13 protein-coding genes and 1 pseudogene are annotated in these 15,427 nt (G+C 70.8%); 1 reads left to right on the forward strand and 13 read right to left on the reverse strand.

Going from position 1 to position 15,427, the window contains the following annotated elements:
- Positions 1-4: 4 nt before the first annotated feature.
- On the forward strand, positions 5-802 hold the full coding sequence (locus ACFVT5_RS32890) for a tyrosine-protein phosphatase (RefSeq protein WP_389895512.1): 798 nt from the start codon (positions 5-7) through the stop codon (positions 800-802).
- 29 nt (positions 803-831) lie between these two features.
- Here ACFVT5_RS32890 and ACFVT5_RS32895 read toward each other — a convergent pair whose 3' ends face one another.
- The 13 genes and pseudogenes from ACFVT5_RS32895 to hpnC all read right to left on the reverse strand — a co-directional run bounded on the left by ACFVT5_RS32895 (position 832) and on the right by hpnC (position 15,366).
- On the reverse strand, positions 832-948 hold the full coding sequence (locus tag ACFVT5_RS32895; protein ID WP_389895675.1) for a DUF6126 family protein: 117 nt from the start codon (positions 946-948) through the stop codon (positions 832-834).
- A gap of 92 nt (positions 949-1,040) precedes the next feature.
- The gene (locus tag ACFVT5_RS32900; protein ID WP_389895515.1) at positions 1,041-1,724 is read right to left on the reverse strand and encodes a helix-turn-helix domain-containing protein; all 684 of its coding nucleotides are present in this window, start codon (positions 1,722-1,724) and stop codon (positions 1,041-1,043) included.
- 112 nt (positions 1,725-1,836) lie between these two features.
- The gene (locus ACFVT5_RS32905) at positions 1,837-3,222 is read right to left on the reverse strand and encodes an aspartate aminotransferase family protein (RefSeq protein WP_389895518.1); all 1,386 of its coding nucleotides are present in this window, start codon (positions 3,220-3,222) and stop codon (positions 1,837-1,839) included.
- Positions 3,223-3,815: 593 nt separating this feature from the next.
- Positions 3,816-5,678: pseudogene (gene dxs / locus ACFVT5_RS32910) on the reverse strand (1-deoxy-D-xylulose-5-phosphate synthase); the annotation flags it as partial.
- Positions 5,679-5,726: 48 nt separating this feature from the next.
- Entirely contained in the window at positions 5,727-6,923 is a 1,197-nt protein-coding gene (gene ispG, locus ACFVT5_RS32915) for a flavodoxin-dependent (E)-4-hydroxy-3-methylbut-2-enyl-diphosphate synthase (RefSeq protein WP_389895521.1), read from the reverse strand.
- Positions 6,924-6,927: 4 nt separating this feature from the next.
- Complete coding sequence (gene hpnH / locus ACFVT5_RS32920) at positions 6,928-7,950, reverse strand: adenosyl-hopene transferase HpnH (RefSeq protein ID WP_389895524.1); 1,023 nt, start codon at positions 7,948-7,950, stop codon at positions 6,928-6,930.
- A gap of 5 nt (positions 7,951-7,955) precedes the next feature.
- Positions 7,956-8,624, reverse strand: coding sequence for a 1-hydroxy-2-methyl-2-butenyl 4-diphosphate reductase (locus tag ACFVT5_RS32925; protein WP_389895527.1), 669 nt, complete (start codon positions 8,622-8,624; stop codon positions 7,956-7,958).
- Positions 8,624-10,654: a squalene--hopene cyclase gene (shc, locus tag ACFVT5_RS32930; RefSeq protein WP_389895530.1), complete on the reverse strand. Its 2,031-nt coding sequence runs from the start codon at positions 10,652-10,654 to the stop codon at positions 8,624-8,626. The genes ACFVT5_RS32925 and shc overlap by 1 nt, the downstream gene beginning before the upstream one ends.
- 105 nt (positions 10,655-10,759) lie before the next feature.
- A complete protein-coding gene (locus ACFVT5_RS32935) occupies positions 10,760-11,890 on the reverse strand; it encodes a polyprenyl synthetase family protein (protein WP_389895532.1) in 1,131 nt (376 codons plus the stop codon).
- A complete protein-coding gene (hpnE, locus tag ACFVT5_RS32940; protein WP_389895535.1) occupies positions 11,887-13,326 on the reverse strand; it encodes a hydroxysqualene dehydroxylase HpnE in 1,440 nt (479 codons plus the stop codon). Before hpnE ends, ACFVT5_RS32935 begins: the two co-directional genes overlap by 4 nt.
- Positions 13,323-13,472: a DUF6380 family protein gene (locus ACFVT5_RS32945; protein ID WP_389895538.1), complete on the reverse strand. Its 150-nt coding sequence runs from the start codon at positions 13,470-13,472 to the stop codon at positions 13,323-13,325. The genes hpnE and ACFVT5_RS32945 overlap by 4 nt, the downstream gene beginning before the upstream one ends.
- A complete protein-coding gene (hpnD, locus tag ACFVT5_RS32950) occupies positions 13,469-14,422 on the reverse strand; it encodes a presqualene diphosphate synthase HpnD (protein ID WP_389895540.1) in 954 nt (317 codons plus the stop codon). The genes ACFVT5_RS32945 and hpnD overlap by 4 nt, the downstream gene beginning before the upstream one ends.
- Positions 14,419-15,366, reverse strand: coding sequence for a squalene synthase HpnC (hpnC, locus tag ACFVT5_RS32955; RefSeq protein ID WP_389895679.1), 948 nt, complete (start codon positions 15,364-15,366; stop codon positions 14,419-14,421). The genes hpnD and hpnC overlap by 4 nt, the downstream gene beginning before the upstream one ends.
- Positions 15,367-15,427: the final 61 nt, after the last annotated feature.

Here is a 15,427-nt window from a genome sequence, read left to right on the forward strand (position 1 = left end):
CCCCGTGACGCAGCAGGTCCCGTCGACAGAGCCCGAGCTGGCCGGGGTGCGCAACTTCCGCGACGTGGGCGGTCTTCCGACCGTGGACGGCCGACGGCTCCGGCAGGGGCGCCTGTTCCGCAGCGGTCATCTGGCACACGCGACCGCCGCGGACTCCGCGTTCCTGTCCACGCTGGGCCTGCACACGATCTTCGACTTCCGCAACGCGGCCGACCAGCGGCTCGAAGGCCCGGACGTGGACCTGCCCGGGGTGCGGAACGTGAACCTGCCGCTGACCGACCCGGCGGACGGCGCCGAGTTCTGGAAGATGGTCCGCGACGGCGACATCGACCAGCTGCGGTCGCTGCTCTCGGAGGGCCGGGCGGCGGACCGGATGATCGAGTCGTACCGCGCGATCATCTCCCAGCGCACCGCCGAGCACGCGCGCGTGCTGCACGCGATGGCCGAGGAGAGCGTGCCCGCGCTGATGCACTGCGCGGCGGGCAAGGACCGCGCCGGTCTTTCGATCGCGGTGACGCTGCTCGCCGTGGGCGTCGAGCGCGACGCCATCGAGGCGGACTACCTGGAGTCGAACGCCACCCACCGCCGCTACAAGGTGCACCGCAGCGGCACCGCGGCCGACGCGTACTCGCCGGAGGTCATGGAGCTGCTCAGCCCGCTGTTCGACGCCCGCGCCGAGTATCTGGCGGCGGCCTTCGACACCATCGAGCAGACCTGGGGCGGCACCGACGCGTATCTGGAGCGGGGCCTGCGGCTGACACCGGACCTGCGGGAACGGCTCCGCGCACACCTGCTCGACTGAGCCGCCCCTACGCGACCCCGCGAGCCGGGCTACTGGTTCTGCGCGCCCATCTCGAAGAGCAGGAAGATGAACGCGGCGAGCAGATGCCCGACGGCGACATAGACGATCAGCCGAATCCACAGGCCGCGCGGAAGCTTCTCCTCCATGTCGCGGCGGCGGGCAGGCGGGGGCGCGACCGGCGCGTTGGGTTCCGTGGCTTCTGCGGCTTCCGTGCCTTCCGTGGCACGCGGGAATTCCGTCATCGGGGGTCTCCCAGGGTGGGGTGGCCCGTCGCCGGGCCGAGGCACAGCGCGGCGGACGGGCTCTGCAACAGGGTGTGGACGAACAGAAGGTCGGCGCCGCTCTCGTCGGCGGCGGCGATCCGGTGCGGGGTCAGCGAGTCGAAGTGCGCGCTGTCGCCGGGCGCGAGGACCTGGGCGCTGTCGCCGAGGCGCAGCCGCAGCCGTCCTTGGAGTACGTAGAGCCATTCCTCGCCGGGGTGGACGCGCACGATGTCGCCCTGCGCCCCGTACGGGACGTGCACCCGCAGGGCCTGCATACCGCGGCCGGGGGCGCCGGCGGTCCAGTAGGTCCAGCCGCCCGCCCTGGTCGGTTCCATGGTCCCGGCGCGCACGACGGCGTCCCGGTCGGCGACGGTCTCGCCGAGCAGCTCGGACACGGTCGTACCGTAGACACGGGCGAGCGCGAGCAGCATGGGCAGCGAGGGCTGGCGCCGACCGGTCTCCAGGCGGGACAGATGGGCCGGGGACAGACCGGCGGACGCGGCGGCGGCCTCCAGGGTCAGCGAGGCGCGGTGGCGCAGCGAGCGGAGCTGCGGGGCGACGGTGGGCAGCGCGTCGGCTTCGGTCAACGGCTCCGGGACCGGTTCCGTGACCGGTTCTGGTCCCGGTCCCGGCTCGCGTGCCGCATCGGAAAGGCTCATACCTCGATTGAGCCAGAGCCGTGCCTCTCAGGCAAATTTCTTACCCGAGAGGCAAAAGGCTCCGGTACGCGACCCTGGTGCGGCTCCGGTGCGGCTCCAGCGTGGCTTCGAGCTACCGGTTGGCGACCGCCTGCTTCATCAGTGTCTTCCCGAAGTCCCACATCAGGCCACCCCCGCTGTGCGCGTCGTCCATCACAGCGGTGAACGCCTCCACGAAGCGGTCGACGTCCGCCTCGTCCAGGACCAGCGGCGGGATCAGCTTGATGACCTCCAGATGGTCGCCGGAGACCTGGGTGAGGATCCGGTGCTTCTGGAGCAGCGGTACGACCACCATCTGCGCGAACAGCCCCTTGCGGGCGGCCTGGAGCATCGTCCATCCGCTGCGCAGCTTGAGGGACTTGGGCCGGCCGAACTCGATGCCGATCATCAGGCCCCGGCCGCGTACGTCACTGAGCATCTCGTAGCGGTCGGTCAGGGCGCTGAGCCGCGACTTCAGCAGCTCACCCGTCCCGCGCGCGTGGGCGACGATCTGCTCGTCGTCCATGACCGACAGGACGGCGAGTCCGGCGGCCATGGCCTGGGCGTTGGACCCGAAGCTCGCGGAGTGGACCAGGACGCGGTCCATCGACGAGTACACCTTCTTGAAGATCCAGTCCTTGCCGAGGGTCGCGCCGACCGGCACATAGCCGCCCGACAGCGCCTTGGCGACACACACGAGGTCCGGTTCGACACCGTCCTCGTGCTGGTACGCGTAGAAGTCGCCGGTCCGGCCGAGGCCGGTCTGCACCTCGTCGGCGATGAGCAGCGCCTTGTGCTTCCGCAGCAGTTCCTGGGCGGCCCGCAGATACCCGGGCGGTGCCTCGTGGACGCCCTTGCCCTGGATCGGCTCGATGATCAGCCCGGCGACGTCACCGCGCGCCAGTTCCCTGGCGAGCGCGTCCAGGTCGCCGAGCGGCACGGCGGTGTCCGGGAGCAGCGGCGCGAAACCGTCGCGGAACCCCGACTCGCCGTTCACCGACAGGGAGCCCGTGGTCAGGCCGTGGAAGGCGTGCTCGCAGTACAGGATCCTCGGCCTGCCGGTGGCGAACCGGGCGAACTTCAGCGCGGTCTCGACGGCCTCCGTGCCACTGTTTCCGAAGAACACCCGGTCCAGGTGCGGGCTGTACGTCAGCAGCTTCTCGGCGAGCAGACCGGGCAGCGGCTGGCAGTCGAACCGGGTCAGATCGGCGAGCGAGGCGTCCAGCACGTCGTGCAGTGCCTTGCGGACCACGGGATGGTGCCGGCCCAGGCCCATCACACCGAACCCGGCGAGCATGTCGAGGTAGTCGTTGCCGTCCTCGTCCCAGAAGTGGGCGCCCTCCCCCCGCTCGTAGACCTTGTCGAAGCCGATGGTGTGCAGCATGCGCGGCAACTGGTGGTTCAGGTACTTGCCGTGCAGCTCGTACCGCTCGGCACCCCGCTCGGCCAGCAGCTTGCCGAGGTCGAACTCCTTGCTCATCCGGATGTCTCCTCGCGGGACGATGGCTCTGCACCTGACCGCCGTCCGGCACCGGACGACTCGACGCCATCGGAACCACGCGCCCCGCGCGCGGGACGACGGCTCCGCGCCTCGGGGGCGGGGGCCGGTTTCTCGGCGAGGTGACGGGTTCCTGGGCTCTTGGCCGGAGCGGCGGTCGCCGACTCCTCGGCGGCAGGACGCGGATCGCGCGGCTCGGCCGCAGGGCTGCTGCCCGCCTCCTTCACCGCGCCGCGCGCTCCGGGCGCCGTCCGCGCCGAGGCGGCACTCGTCTTGGCGGCGGCGGACTTCTTCCCGGCAGCGAGCTTCTTGGCTACGGGCTTCCCGGCAGCGGGTTTCGCCGCCGCGGGCTTCTTCGCCGCAGGTTTGCGTACCGCGGACTTCCTGACCGGGGGCTTCCCGGCCACCGGCTTGTCGACCACCGGCTCACTGACAGCCGACTCCCCGACCACCCGCTCACCGACAGTCGGCTCCCCAGCCACCCGCTCACCGACACTCGACTCCCCAGCCACCGGAGTCTCGACGGCCGCGCCCCGTGAGGCGACGGCACCTGACCCCTCACCGGTCAGGCTCCCGACCGTCAGGCTCGCGCTGATCCGGCCCGCGATCTCCACCGGTGTGAGCCCGATGTCCGCCAGGACCTCGCCGCGCTTGGCGTGTGCCAGGAACTGGTCCGGGATACCGAACCGCCGTACCGGTACGTCGACCTCCGCATCGCCGAGGGCCAGCGCGACCGCCGCCCCGACCCCGGCGGCGCGACTGTTGTCCTCGACCACCGCGACCAGCCGGTGTCCGGCCGCGAGCGGGGGCAGCGCCTCGTCCACGGGTTTGACCCAGCGCGGGTCGACCACGGTGCAGCCGATACCCCGGGCTTCGAGGAGTTCGGCGGCCTGAAGGCACACCGGCGCCATCACGCCGACGGCGACCAGGAGCACATCGGACCGCTCCGCGCGATGCAGTACGTCGAGCCCGCCGATCCGGTCCACGGCCGGAATCGCGGGACCGACCGACTCCTTCGGGAACCGCAGCAGCGTCGGCGCGTCGTCCACGGCGACCGCCTCCCGCAGCTGGGCCCGCAGTTGGTCCGCGTCACGCGGCGCCGCGATCCGCAGCCCCGGCACCACCTGGAGGATCGACATGTCCCACATACCGTTGTGCGAGGCCCCGTCGACCCCGGTCACCCCGGCCCGGTCCAGCACGAAGGTGACCCCGCACCGGTGCAGCGCCACATCCATCAGCAACTGGTCGAAGGCACGGTTGAGGAAGGTCGCGTACACGGCGACCACCGGATGCAGCCCACCGGTGGCGAGCCCGGCGGCGGAGACGGCGGCGTGCTGCTCGGCGATGCCGACGTCCCACACCCGGTCCGGGAACTTGTCGGCGAACTGCGTCAGCCCCACGGGGTGCAGCATGGCCGCCGTGATCGCCACGACGTCCTCGCGCTCGGCACCGATCCGCACGATCTCGTCGCCGAACACCGACGTCCACGACGGCCCGTTGGACGGTGCCAGCGGCTCGCAGGTCAGCGGGTCCATCACACCGACGGTGTGGAACCGGTCGGCGTCGTCGGCGAGCGCCGGCTCGTATCCCCGGCCCTTCTCGGTGAGGCAGTGCACCAGTACGGGCCCGTGGAACCGTTTCGCCCGGCGCAGCGCCGACTCGACGGCGCCCATGTCGTGCCCGTCGATCGGGCCCACGTACTTCAGGCCCAGGTCCTCGAACATGCCCTGCGGTGCGAAGGCGTCCTTGAAGCCCTTCTTCGCGCCGTGCAGGGACTCGTACAGCGGCTGTCCGATGACCGGGGTGCGCTGGAGGACGTCCTTGCCCCAGGCGAGTACCCGCTCGTAGCTGTCGGTGGTGCGCAGGGTCGCCAGGTGGTTGGCGAGGCCACCGATGGTGGGGGCGTAGGAGCGTTCGTTGTCGTTGACGACGATGATCAGCGGCCGGTCCTTGGCGGCGGCGATGTTGTTCAGCGCCTCCCAGGCCATCCCGCCGGTGAGCGCGCCGTCCCCGATGACGGCGACGACATGGCCGCGCTCGCCCTGGACGTCGCGGGCCTTGGCGAGTCCGTCCGCCCAGCCGAGCACGGTCGACGCGTGGCTGTTCTCGATGACGTCGTGCTCGGACTCGTCACGCGAGGGATAGCCGGACAGCCCGCCCTTGCCGCGCAGCTTGGAGAAGTCCTGCCGGCCGGTCAGGAGTTTGTGTACGTAGCTCTGGTGGCCGGTGTCCCAGAGGATGCGGTCGACCGGGGACTCGAAGACCCGGTGCAGGGCGATGGAGAGTTCCACCACCCCGAGATTGGGCCCGAGATGGCCCCCGGTCCGGGCGACCGCGTGGACCAGGAACTCCCTGATCTCCTCGGCCAGGTCGTCGAGTTGCTCCTCGGACAGCGCTTTAAGATCGCGCGGCCCCCTGATGGTCTCCAGAATCGTCACGCTCGGGCCCCCTCTCAGTACGTGCTTCGTTCAGCTCACGGTGGCGGCTCAGGCCCCCGACGGGGTGGCCTCGGGAGCGCCGGACGCGATGACCTCCGGAGCGCCGGACGGAACACCGTCCCGCTCCATCTGCTCGGCGATCTTCATCGCCTCTTCGATGAGGGTCTCCACGATCTTCGACTCGGGCACCGTCTTGATGACCTCGCCCTTCACGAAGATCTGCCCCTTGCCATTGCCCGACGCCACGCCGAGGTCGGCCTCACGGGCCTCACCCGGACCGTTGACGACACAGCCCATCACGGCGACCCGCAAAGGCACCTCCATGCCCGTCAGGCCCGCCGTGACCTCCTCGGCCAGCTTGTAGACGTCGACCTGGGCACGCCCGCACGACGGGCAGGACACGATCTCCAGACGCCGTTGCCGAAGATTCAACGACTCCAGGATCTGGATGCCGACTTTGACCTCCTCGACGGGCGGCGCGGACAGGGAGACACGGATGGTGTCGCCGATGCCCTCGCTGAGCAGCGCGCCGAAGGCCACGGCCGACTTGATGGTGCCCTGGAAGGCGGGTCCGGCCTCGGTGACGCCGAGGTGCAACGGGTAGTCGCACTGCGCGGCCAACTGCCGGTAGGCGTTGACCATGACCACCGGGTCGTTGTGCTTCACCGAGATCTTGATGTCCCGGAAACCGTGCTCCTCGAACAGCGACGCCTCCCACAGCGCCGACTCCACCAGCGCCTCCGGGGTGGCCTTCCCGTACTTCTGGAGCAGCCGCCGGTCCAAAGAGCCCGCGTTCACGCCGATACGGATCGGCGTACCCGCGTCGTTCGCCGCCCTCGCGATCTCCCGCACCTTGTCGTCGAACTGCTTGATGTTCCCCGGATTCACCCGCACCGCCGCACACCCCGCGTCGATCGCCGCGAACACGTACTTCGGCTGGAAATGAATGTCCGCGATCACCGGAATCTGCGACTTCCGCGCAATCGTCGCCAACGCGTCCGCATCATCCTGCGTCGGACACGCCACCCGCACGATCTGACAACCCGACGCCGTCAACTCAGCGATCTGCTGCAACGTCGCCCCGATGTCCGACGTACGCGTCGTCGTCATCGACTGCACCGACACAGGCGCCCCGCCTCCGACGGCCACCGGTCCGACCTCGATCCGCCGGCTCACACGGCGGATGGCGAGGGGGCGGACCGGCAGCTCGGGAAGGCCCAGTGGAACAGGCTCTCCGGAGGTCACGGCGTCACCCGCGGTTTCCGGAGACGGTCTCGCGCGCGGCGCGCAGGGACTCCTTCAGGGACCCCATCGTGGCGAGCACGGCGGTCGGCTCATAACCGCAGTGCGCCATGCAGTTGGCGCAGCGCGGGTCCTTGCCCCGGCCGTACGCGTCCCAGTCGGTCTTCTCGATGAGGTCCTTGTACGTGGTGACGTACCCGTCGCTCATCAGATAGCAGGGCTTCTGCCAGCCGAACAGCGAGTAGTTGGGGATCGCCCACGCCGTGCAGGGGAAGTCGACCTTGCCTTCGAGGAAGTCGAGGAACAGGGGCGAGTGGTTGAGCCGCCACCGCAGCCTGTTGCCGCCCGCGAACGCCTTCTTGAAGAGTTCCCGGGTCTGCTCGACACCGAGGAAGTGCTCCTGGTCGGGCGCCTTCTCGTAGGCATAGGCGGGCGAGATCATCATCTCGTCGACCTGGAGGTCGTCGTTGAGGAAGTTGAGCACCTCGATGATGGTCTGCGGGGTGTCCGTGTTGAAGAAGGTCGAGTTGGTGGTCACCCGGAACCCGCGCCGCTTGGCCTCCTTGATGGCCGCCACGGCCTCGTCGAACACCCCCTCCTTCGCGACGGATTCGTCATGACGCTCACGCAGTCCGTCGATGTGCACGGCGAACGCGAAATACGGCGAGGGCGTGAACTTGTCCATCTTCTTGCGCATCAACATGGCGTTGGTGCAGAGGAAGACGTATTTCTTCTTCGCCACCAACTGCCGCACGATCTCGTCGATCTGCGGATGCATCAGCGGCTCGCCACCGGCGATGGACACCATCGGAGCCCCGGATTCAAGGACGGCGCCGACGGCCTGGGCCACCGGCATCCGCTGCTTGAGAACCCCCGCCGGGTGCTGAATCTTGCCGCAGCCCTCACACGCCAGGTTGCACGCGAAAAGCGGTTCCAGCTCGACAATCAGCGGGAACTTGTCGCGCTTGCGGAGCTTCTGTTCAAAGAGATACGTCGCCACCTTGACGGTCTGACGCAGCGGCATGGCCATCTAGCTCACCTCCGGGGGAGCATTGCATTGCGGTGCCATTCAAAAAATGAGGGAAGCACGGCACGAAGAACGCGGAAAGCTGATATTCCACCGCGGACCGTGCCGATACGGACGAGTTCATGCTCAGGAGCGTCCACGACCACCCGGACGGCCGCAACCGGACGGCTGCCCGCCGCCACGGCCGTCCGCAGGGTCGCGGCGGACTCCATGTCCACCGCGATCGCCCCCGTGGCGAGCAGATCGGCGCGTTCGTGGCCGCGCACGACATGGTCGGAGCCGATGAGCGGCCCCGTATGGACGGTCCGGCCGGGCAGCGCCCCGGCCAGCTCCTTGACCAGCAGTTCCGTGCCGACGCACGGGGTGGTGGTGCCGCTGTTCCCGTCGACCGCGGGCAGCCGGGTCTCGTCGGCGACCACCAGGTCCCCCGGGTGTATCCCGGGCGCCAGGCCCGCGCAGAACCCGGTCGCCATGACGGCCGCCCCCCGCAGCGCCTCGTCGGCCAGCGCGCGGGCCACGGCCCGCTCGGCGGCCCGTGGACCCATGCCCGTACGCAGCAGGGTCACGGGTCCCGGCGCGGCGCCGCGACCGCCCGAGCGCAGGGCGAGGTGCTCGATGCCGAGCGCGCAGGCGATCAGCAGCGGCGGGGTGCCCGGCGGTGCCGGGGTGTCGGCCATCAGCTCCCCTTGACCGGCCGGCCCGCCGCCGCGCCCGTCCGGGCGGCCGTCGTGTCGGCGAACGGTTCTCCATGGACGTACCGGCCGAGCGCGGTCAGCGGGAAGACCTGCCGGTACAGGTGGTAGTTGATGGAGAAGTCCCAGGGGAAGCCCGTGCCGGTGAAGTAGGGCTCGTCCCAGGAACCGTCCTCGTTCTGTGTCTCGGCGAGCCAGGCGACGCCCCGCTCGACGGCCTTCGAGTCCTGCTCCCCCGCCGCGAGCAGGGCCATCAGGGCCCAGCCGGTCTGCGATGCCGTGGACGCCCCGCGACCGCTCCAGCCGTCGACGTCGTGGTAGGAGCGCAGGTCCTCGCCCCAGCCCCCGTCGTCGTTCTGTACGGACTCCAGCCAGGTCACGGCCCGGCGGATCGCCGGGTGCGAGGCGGGCAGGCCCGCCGCGGTGAGCGCGGGGACCACGGACCCGGTGCCGTAGACGTAGTTGACGCCCCAGCGGCCGAACCAGGCGCCGTTCGGCTCCTGTTCGGCGAGCAGCCAGGCGATGCCCCGGCGGGTGCGCGGGTCGTGTGCCTTGCCCTCGATCGCGAGCATCTCGACGACATGCGCGGTGACATCGGCGGACGGCGGGTCGATGACCTCGCCGAAGTCGCAGAACGGCAGCCGGTTGGGGAAGGAGCTGGTGTTGTCGACGTCGAAGGCGCCCCACGCGCCGTTCTTCGACTGCATGCCGAGGTTCCACTTCACCCCGCGCGCGATGGCCCGTTCCGACCGCTCGGGGTCGGGGTGGCGGACGCGGCGCAGGGCGAGAACGACCTCGGCGGTGTCGTCGATGTCGGGGTAGTTGTCGTTGTGGAACTCGAACGCCCAGCCACCCGGGGTGAGATGGGGTCGGCGCACCGACCAGTCACCGGGCCGGACGATCTGTTCGCCGAGCATCCAGTCGGCGGCCTTGACGAGTTGCGGATGGTCGGCGGGCACCCCCGCGTCGGCCAGGGCGATGGTCGCCAGGCAGGTGTCCCACACCGGCGACTGACACGCCTCGATCATCCGGGCGCCGTCCTCGCGCCGGACCGCGAACCGGTCGAGGGATTCGAGTCCCGCGCGGATCACGGGGTGTTCGAGGTCGTAGCCGAGCAGGTGCAGCGCCATGATCGAGTACACGGCGGGTGGCTGGATACCGCCCCAGCAGCCGTCGTTCTCCTGCCGCTCGATGATCCACCGGGCCGCGCTGTTCATGGCGGCCTTGCGCAGCCCGCGCGGCGCCACCTTGCGGTACGCGTGCAGCGCCTTGTCCAGGCGCTGGAAGGCACCGTCCCAACTGGCCACCGGGGCAAGCGGCCTGGCAGGGTTGGGGTCGGCGGCGTCGGTGTGCAGCTCGTCGAGCGGGAACGGCGCGGGGCGCACAGGACGCTTCGCGGAGACGACGGTGAGCGGCACGATGGTCTGCCGGGCCCAGCAGCCGAAGTCGTAGATGTTGAGCGGGAACCACTTGGGGAAGTACACCAGCTCCGGCGGCAGTTCGGGCAGGTCGTCCCACTTCCACCAGCCGAACAGGGCGAGCCAGATCCGGGTGAAGACCCGGCTCGCGGCGATGCCCCCCTGGGCGCGGATCCACTCCGCGGCCTTCGCCATGTGCGGGTCGTCGGGGTGGTCTCCGGCGAGCCGGAGGGCGACGTACGCCTCGATGGTGGTGGAGAGTTCGCCGGGGCCGCCGAAGAAGGTGGCCCAAGTGCCGTCGTCGCGCTGCTCGCCGCGGATGAAGAGGCCCGCGGCCCGGGTGGTGTCCTCGTCGCGGATGCCCAGGAACTGCCGGAGCAGCAGGTCTTCAGCGTCCATCGTCACATTCGTTTCGAGGTCGCCCTTCCACCAGCCCTCGGTGTCCTGCCGGGCGAGCAGGAAGTCGGTGGCGCGCTGAACGGCGCGCGTGGCGGCGTCGTACGTCCCGGTCGCCGGCGGGGTCGTGTCGGTTGTTTCGGTGGCCGAGGCAGCGCGGAGCGGTACGGCTCCGGTGCTTCCGTCGGTCGTCGCTGTCATGGCTTCCCCTTCGTGCAGTGATTCTTCTTCTGCTGGGTCCGCCGTCGGCCGGTGCCCTGGATGGGCACCGGTCGGCGACTGCGATTCATATACGGGCGATAATGATCATCTCTCTCGAACGACGACGAAGTCGGCGAGCGCGACAAGTTGCGCCCGCACCTGGTCCGGCATCTCGACGGTGTCCAGCGCCTCGATGGCGACGGCGTGCTGACGCCGTGCCTCCTGCGCCGTCCACTCGCGCCCGCCGGCCTCCTCGATCAGGGCGGCACGGGCGGCGAACTCCTCCTCGGAGAAGCTGTCGAAGTCATTGCTCTTCGCGTCGGCGGCGAGCAGCTCGCCGAGCTGTTCGGACGCGGGTCCGCCGGCGGCGAGCGCGGCGACCACCGGGAGGGACTTCTTGCGCTGGCGCAGATCGCTCCAGGTCTGCTTGCCGGTGGACTCCGGGTCGCCCCAGATACCGAGGACGTCGTCCACGGCCTGGAAGGCAAGCCCCAGGTGGTACCCGTACGTCTCCAGGGTGTCGGCGGTACGGTCGTCGGCGCCGCCGAGTACCGCGCCGATGGAACAGGCGCAGGCGAGCAGGGCGCCGGTCTTGTTGCCCTCCATGTCGAGGCACTCCTCGACGGTGACGCGCTCACGGTGCTCGTAGGAGATGTCCTGGGCCTGACCGTCGATCAGGGCGCGGGTCGCGGTGGTCAGTCGCCGGGTGGCGCGGCCGGCCTCGACGGTGCCGAGTTCCAGCAGGATCTCGTTGGCGAGCGCGAAGAGGGCGTCGCCGACGAGAATGGCCTGCGCGGGGCCGTGCACCTTCCACACGGTGTCGCGGTGGCGGCGCTGCTCGTCACCGTCCATCAGGTCGTCGTGCAACAGCGAGAAGTTGTGCACGAGTTCGACGGCGACCGCGCCGGGCACCCCGACCTCGGGGGCGGCGCCCGCGGCCTGCGCGGAGAGCAGGGCGAGCGCGGGCCGCACGGCCTTGCCGCCGTCGCCGTGCGTGGGGTTGCCCTCGGCGTCGATCCAGCCGAAGTGGTAGGCGGCGACGGTGTCCATGGGCGGCGCGAGACGGTCCACGGCGGCCCGTAGCACCGGCGACGCCAGGGTCCTGCCGCGTTCCAGGAGCGCGGTCACGTCCACGGCCTCGGCGGACGGTTCGGCCGGGGGCACAGTGGGCACTGTCTCTCCTCTTGTCGCGGTGCCGGGGGTACGGGGACCTGTCCCGTGGAGGTCGATTGTCATGCCGCCTCCTCGAAGAGATGGCCACGGGAACGGCCGAGCGCCACGAGGGCGGCACCGGCGGCGCTGACACCGCTGCGTACCGCGCTTTCCATGGTCGCGGGCCAGCCTGTGGCGGTCCACGCGCCGGCCAGGTAGAGGCCGGGTGCCTTGGTGCGGGGGCCGGGCCTGAGCCGGCCGACCCCGGGTGTCGGGGCGAAGGTCGCGGTGCGCTCCCTGGTGACGAAGAAGTCGCGTACCTCGGCGCCGCGGGTGGCGGGCAGTAGGCGTTCCAGCTCCGGCAGGAAGCGTTCCCGCAGCGCGGCGACGGGTTCGTCGATCGCGTCGTGGACCGCCGACTGGGAGAGGGCAAGGTACTGACCTTCGGTCAGCCCTGAGGCGTCGGTGCGGTCGAACACCCATTGCACGGGTGAGCCGATCGCCGCGAAGAACGGCCGCCGGAGCACCGGACGGTCGTAGACCACATGCAGATTGAGGATCGGCGCGGTGCCGATGCCGAGCAGCCGGTCGGGGTCGTCGAGCGCCCCGTCCGGGAGGAGGTCGTGGGTCTCCTGCTGCGGGACGGCGAGGACAACGGTGTCGGCCTCGATGCGTTCGCCGGGAACCTCCACCGCCCACCGCCCGTTCTCCGTACGCGAGAGGGAGGTGACGCGTGTACGGATCTCGGTGCGTACGCCCGCGGAGTCGAGCGCCTTGCGGGCGAGCGTGTCATGGAGTTCACCGAGTGGGACGCGGGCCCAGCCGATATCGGCGGCGCCCGGCTCGGACAACAGCCCGGTCTTGAAGACCATGGCGGCAAGACCCAGCGAGGAGTCGCCCGCGACCGCGTTCAGGGTGGCCACGCCGACGAGATCCCAGAGTGCCTCGACGGCGCGCGCCGACTGACCGTGTTCGCGCAGCCAGGTGCCGAAGTCCTGGCTGTCCAGGGCCGGATCGGCCGGATCGAGGCTCTTCAGCGCGAGTGCGGCCCGCCCGACCTTGGCGCGTTCGGCGAGCGACAGATGCGGGTAGCCGGCGAGACTGCGCGCGAGGTGCAGCGGTACGGGCAGATCGGCGCGGCGCAGGGTGCCGAGCCGTGGTCCTTCGCCGGACCGGGTGCGCACACGGGTCGCGGCGTCCAGGACGGGGACTTCGAGGCGGTCCTGGAGCGGGGCGAGAGGGGTCGCGTCGATGCGGTCGAGGAACCATCGGTAGGCCGTGCAGCAGCGCAGATAGACGTGCTGGCCGTTGTCGACGGTGAGGTCGCCCCGCTTGAAGGAGAAGGCGAGCCCGCCCAGCCGGGGCCGTCCCTCAAGGAGGGTCACCCGCACGCCGGCGTCGGCGAGTCCGAGCGCCGCGGTGATCCCGGCGATCCCTCCGCCGACCACCACGGCCTCCCGTCCGGGGCGGCCTTCGGCGTCCGCGGGCAGCCCCGGGGGCCGCTTGTCCGTGTCGCTCACGCGCCCTCTCCGTCCACCGTGCCGCGCGCGCGGTCGGCATGATCGCCGAACCCCGTGCGGGCCGTCGCAGTCAGGGACGCCGAGGTGGGGCGGAGGGTTGCCCGCCGGTTGTGCGCGGGCATGGCGTGATCACCCAACGGGCTCATCGGACGCGCCTCCTGACGGTCTGACGCGCGATGTGCCGGGCGTCGAGACCGGACAGTCCGCGCACCGCCACGTACGCCTTCTCGCGTCCGGGCAGCGAGACCCGGCCGCGCAGGACGGCCTCCGGCTCGCGCTCGATACGGTCCAGGAGGCGCCGGTAGATACCGGCCATGGCGGCGACACAGGCGCCGCTGCGCCGGTCGAGCATGGGCAGCAGCCGGTAGCCCTCGGCGAACAGCGCGCGGGCGCGCCGGACTTCGAAGTGCACGAGGCCCGCGAAGTCCGATCCGGGCGGCGGCGTCGGCCCGTTGAACCCGGCGGAGCAGCCGAACTTGGCCAGGTCGTCGGCCGGCAGATAGGTCCGTCCGCCCTCGGCGTCCTCACGAACGTCGCGGAGGATGTTGGTGAGTTGCAGCGCGAGCCCCAGGGTGTCGGCGTACTCGGGGGCCCGCTCCGCGCCGCGCGCCGCGGGCTCGGTGCCGAAGACACCGAGCGAGAGTCGGCCGATGGCTCCGGCGACACAGCGGCAGTAGACCTTCAGGTCGTCCCATGTCTCGTATGTCTCACCGCGTACGTCGCTGAGGACGCCGTCGATGAGTTCGTCGAGGCCGCCGAGCGGAATCGGGAACGCGGTCGCCGCGTGGGTGAGGGCGACCGCGACCGGGTCGGTGTCGTCCTCGTCGACCGCGCCTTCGCGGACCCGGGTCAGCAGGGCCCGGGTCTCCTCCAGACGCACCTGTTTGACGTCGGGGGCGAGTGCGCCGTCCCCGATGTCGTCGACGCGCCGTGAGAACGCGTACAGCGCGGACATGGCACGGCGCTTGGGCGTCGGCAGCAGCCTGATCCCGTACGCGAAATTCCGGGCCTGCTGCCCGGTCACCGACTCGCAGTAGCCGTATGCGGCGAGTACCGGTGCGGACACGTGTTGGTCTGGCTCCACGGCCCGGCTCACCCCTCTCCTCGCAGTGTCGCTCCCACCTCGCGCAGCAACTGGACCTTGGTGGGCTTCGGCGGTCCAGGAAGGACGTCGTAGGAGACGGCCGCGACAGCGCGTACGGCCGCCCTCCCCCCGGCCACGAACCCCGCGAGGAGCAGCTTCAGCCTGCCGTGGACGCTACCCACGAGAGGGGTGCCTTCATTCAGCAGTCGCAGGGCGCGTTCCGCTTCGAACGCGATCAGGACACGCACCGACGCGCCCGCACTGGGGGCGGCGAGGTCGGACTCCTGCACATGGAAACGTTTCATGTCCTCGGCGGGCAGATAGACGCGGCCCTGTGCGAGGTCCTCGGAGACGTCCTGGAGGTGCTCGACGATCTGGAGGCCGGTGCAGACGGCGTCGGAGCGCCGGATCCGCTCCGGCGTCGCGGTGCCGGTGACGGCGAGGACGAGCCGGCCGACCGGGTTCGCGGACAGCTCGCAGTAGGCGAGGAGGTCGTCGAAGGTCTCGTAGCGGGTGACGAGCTGGTCCTGGCGGTTGGCCGCGATCAGGCCGAGGAAGGGCTCGGGGGTGAGGGCGTGCCGGCGGACGGTCGGGACGAGGCGGCGCAGCAGTGGGTGGCGGGGGCCGCCGGAACCACCTTCGGCGTCGGTGTCGGTGTCGAACACACGTCGGAGGTCGGTCTCGAAGGCGTCCAGGAACGCCAGCCGGTCGTCCGCCCGTTCGGGTGACAGGCCCAGGTGGCGGGCGTCGGCACCGCCGGGTGCGAGGTCGCCGTCGCCGATGTCGTCGACCAGCCGGGCGTACCCGTAGAGGGCCATGAGGTCGCCGCGCCAGGCACGGGGCAGGAAGAAGGGGGCCACGGGGAAGTTCTCGGTCGCGGCCTTGTCCAGGGTGCCGTGCACCGCGGAGCCGCTGCGGGCGGCCGTGCCGGACCGGGTTCTCCCGGGTCCCGTCACCACGCGCTGCCCGGTGCGGGGACGGCGGAAGCATCGCGGAGCTGGAGACTTTCCGTAGCCA

The organism is Streptomyces sp. NPDC058001 (assembly GCF_042886315.1).
Lineage (GTDB): Bacteria > Actinomycetota > Actinomycetes > Streptomycetales > Streptomycetaceae > Streptomyces.

Bases quoted from the DNA above. Each gene is read 5' to 3' on its own strand.
- ACFVT5_RS32895 (WP_389895675.1), bottom strand. From the start codon at position 948: ATGGAGGAGAAGCTTCCGCGCGGCCTGTGGATTCGGCTGATCGTCTAT.
- ACFVT5_RS32900 (WP_389895515.1), bottom strand. From the start codon at position 1,724: ATGAGCCTTTCCGATGCGGCACGCGAGCCGGGACCGGGACCAGAACCG.
- ACFVT5_RS32905 (WP_389895518.1), bottom strand. From the start codon at position 3,222: ATGAGCAAGGAGTTCGACCTCGGCAAGCTGCTGGCCGAGCGGGGTGCC.
- hpnH (WP_389895524.1), bottom strand. From the start codon at position 7,950: ATGGCCATGCCGCTGCGTCAGACCGTCAAGGTGGCGACGTATCTCTTT.
- ACFVT5_RS32925 (WP_389895527.1), bottom strand. From the start codon at position 8,624: ATGGCCGACACCCCGGCACCGCCGGGCACCCCGCCGCTGCTGATCGCC.
- shc (WP_389895530.1), bottom strand. From the start codon at position 10,654: ATGACAGCGACGACCGACGGAAGCACCGGAGCCGTACCGCTCCGCGCT.
- ACFVT5_RS32935 (WP_389895532.1), bottom strand. From the start codon at position 11,890: ATGACAATCGACCTCCACGGGACAGGTCCCCGTACCCCCGGCACCGCG.
- ACFVT5_RS32945 (WP_389895538.1), bottom strand. From the start codon at position 13,472: ATGAGCCCGTTGGGTGATCACGCCATGCCCGCGCACAACCGGCGGGCA.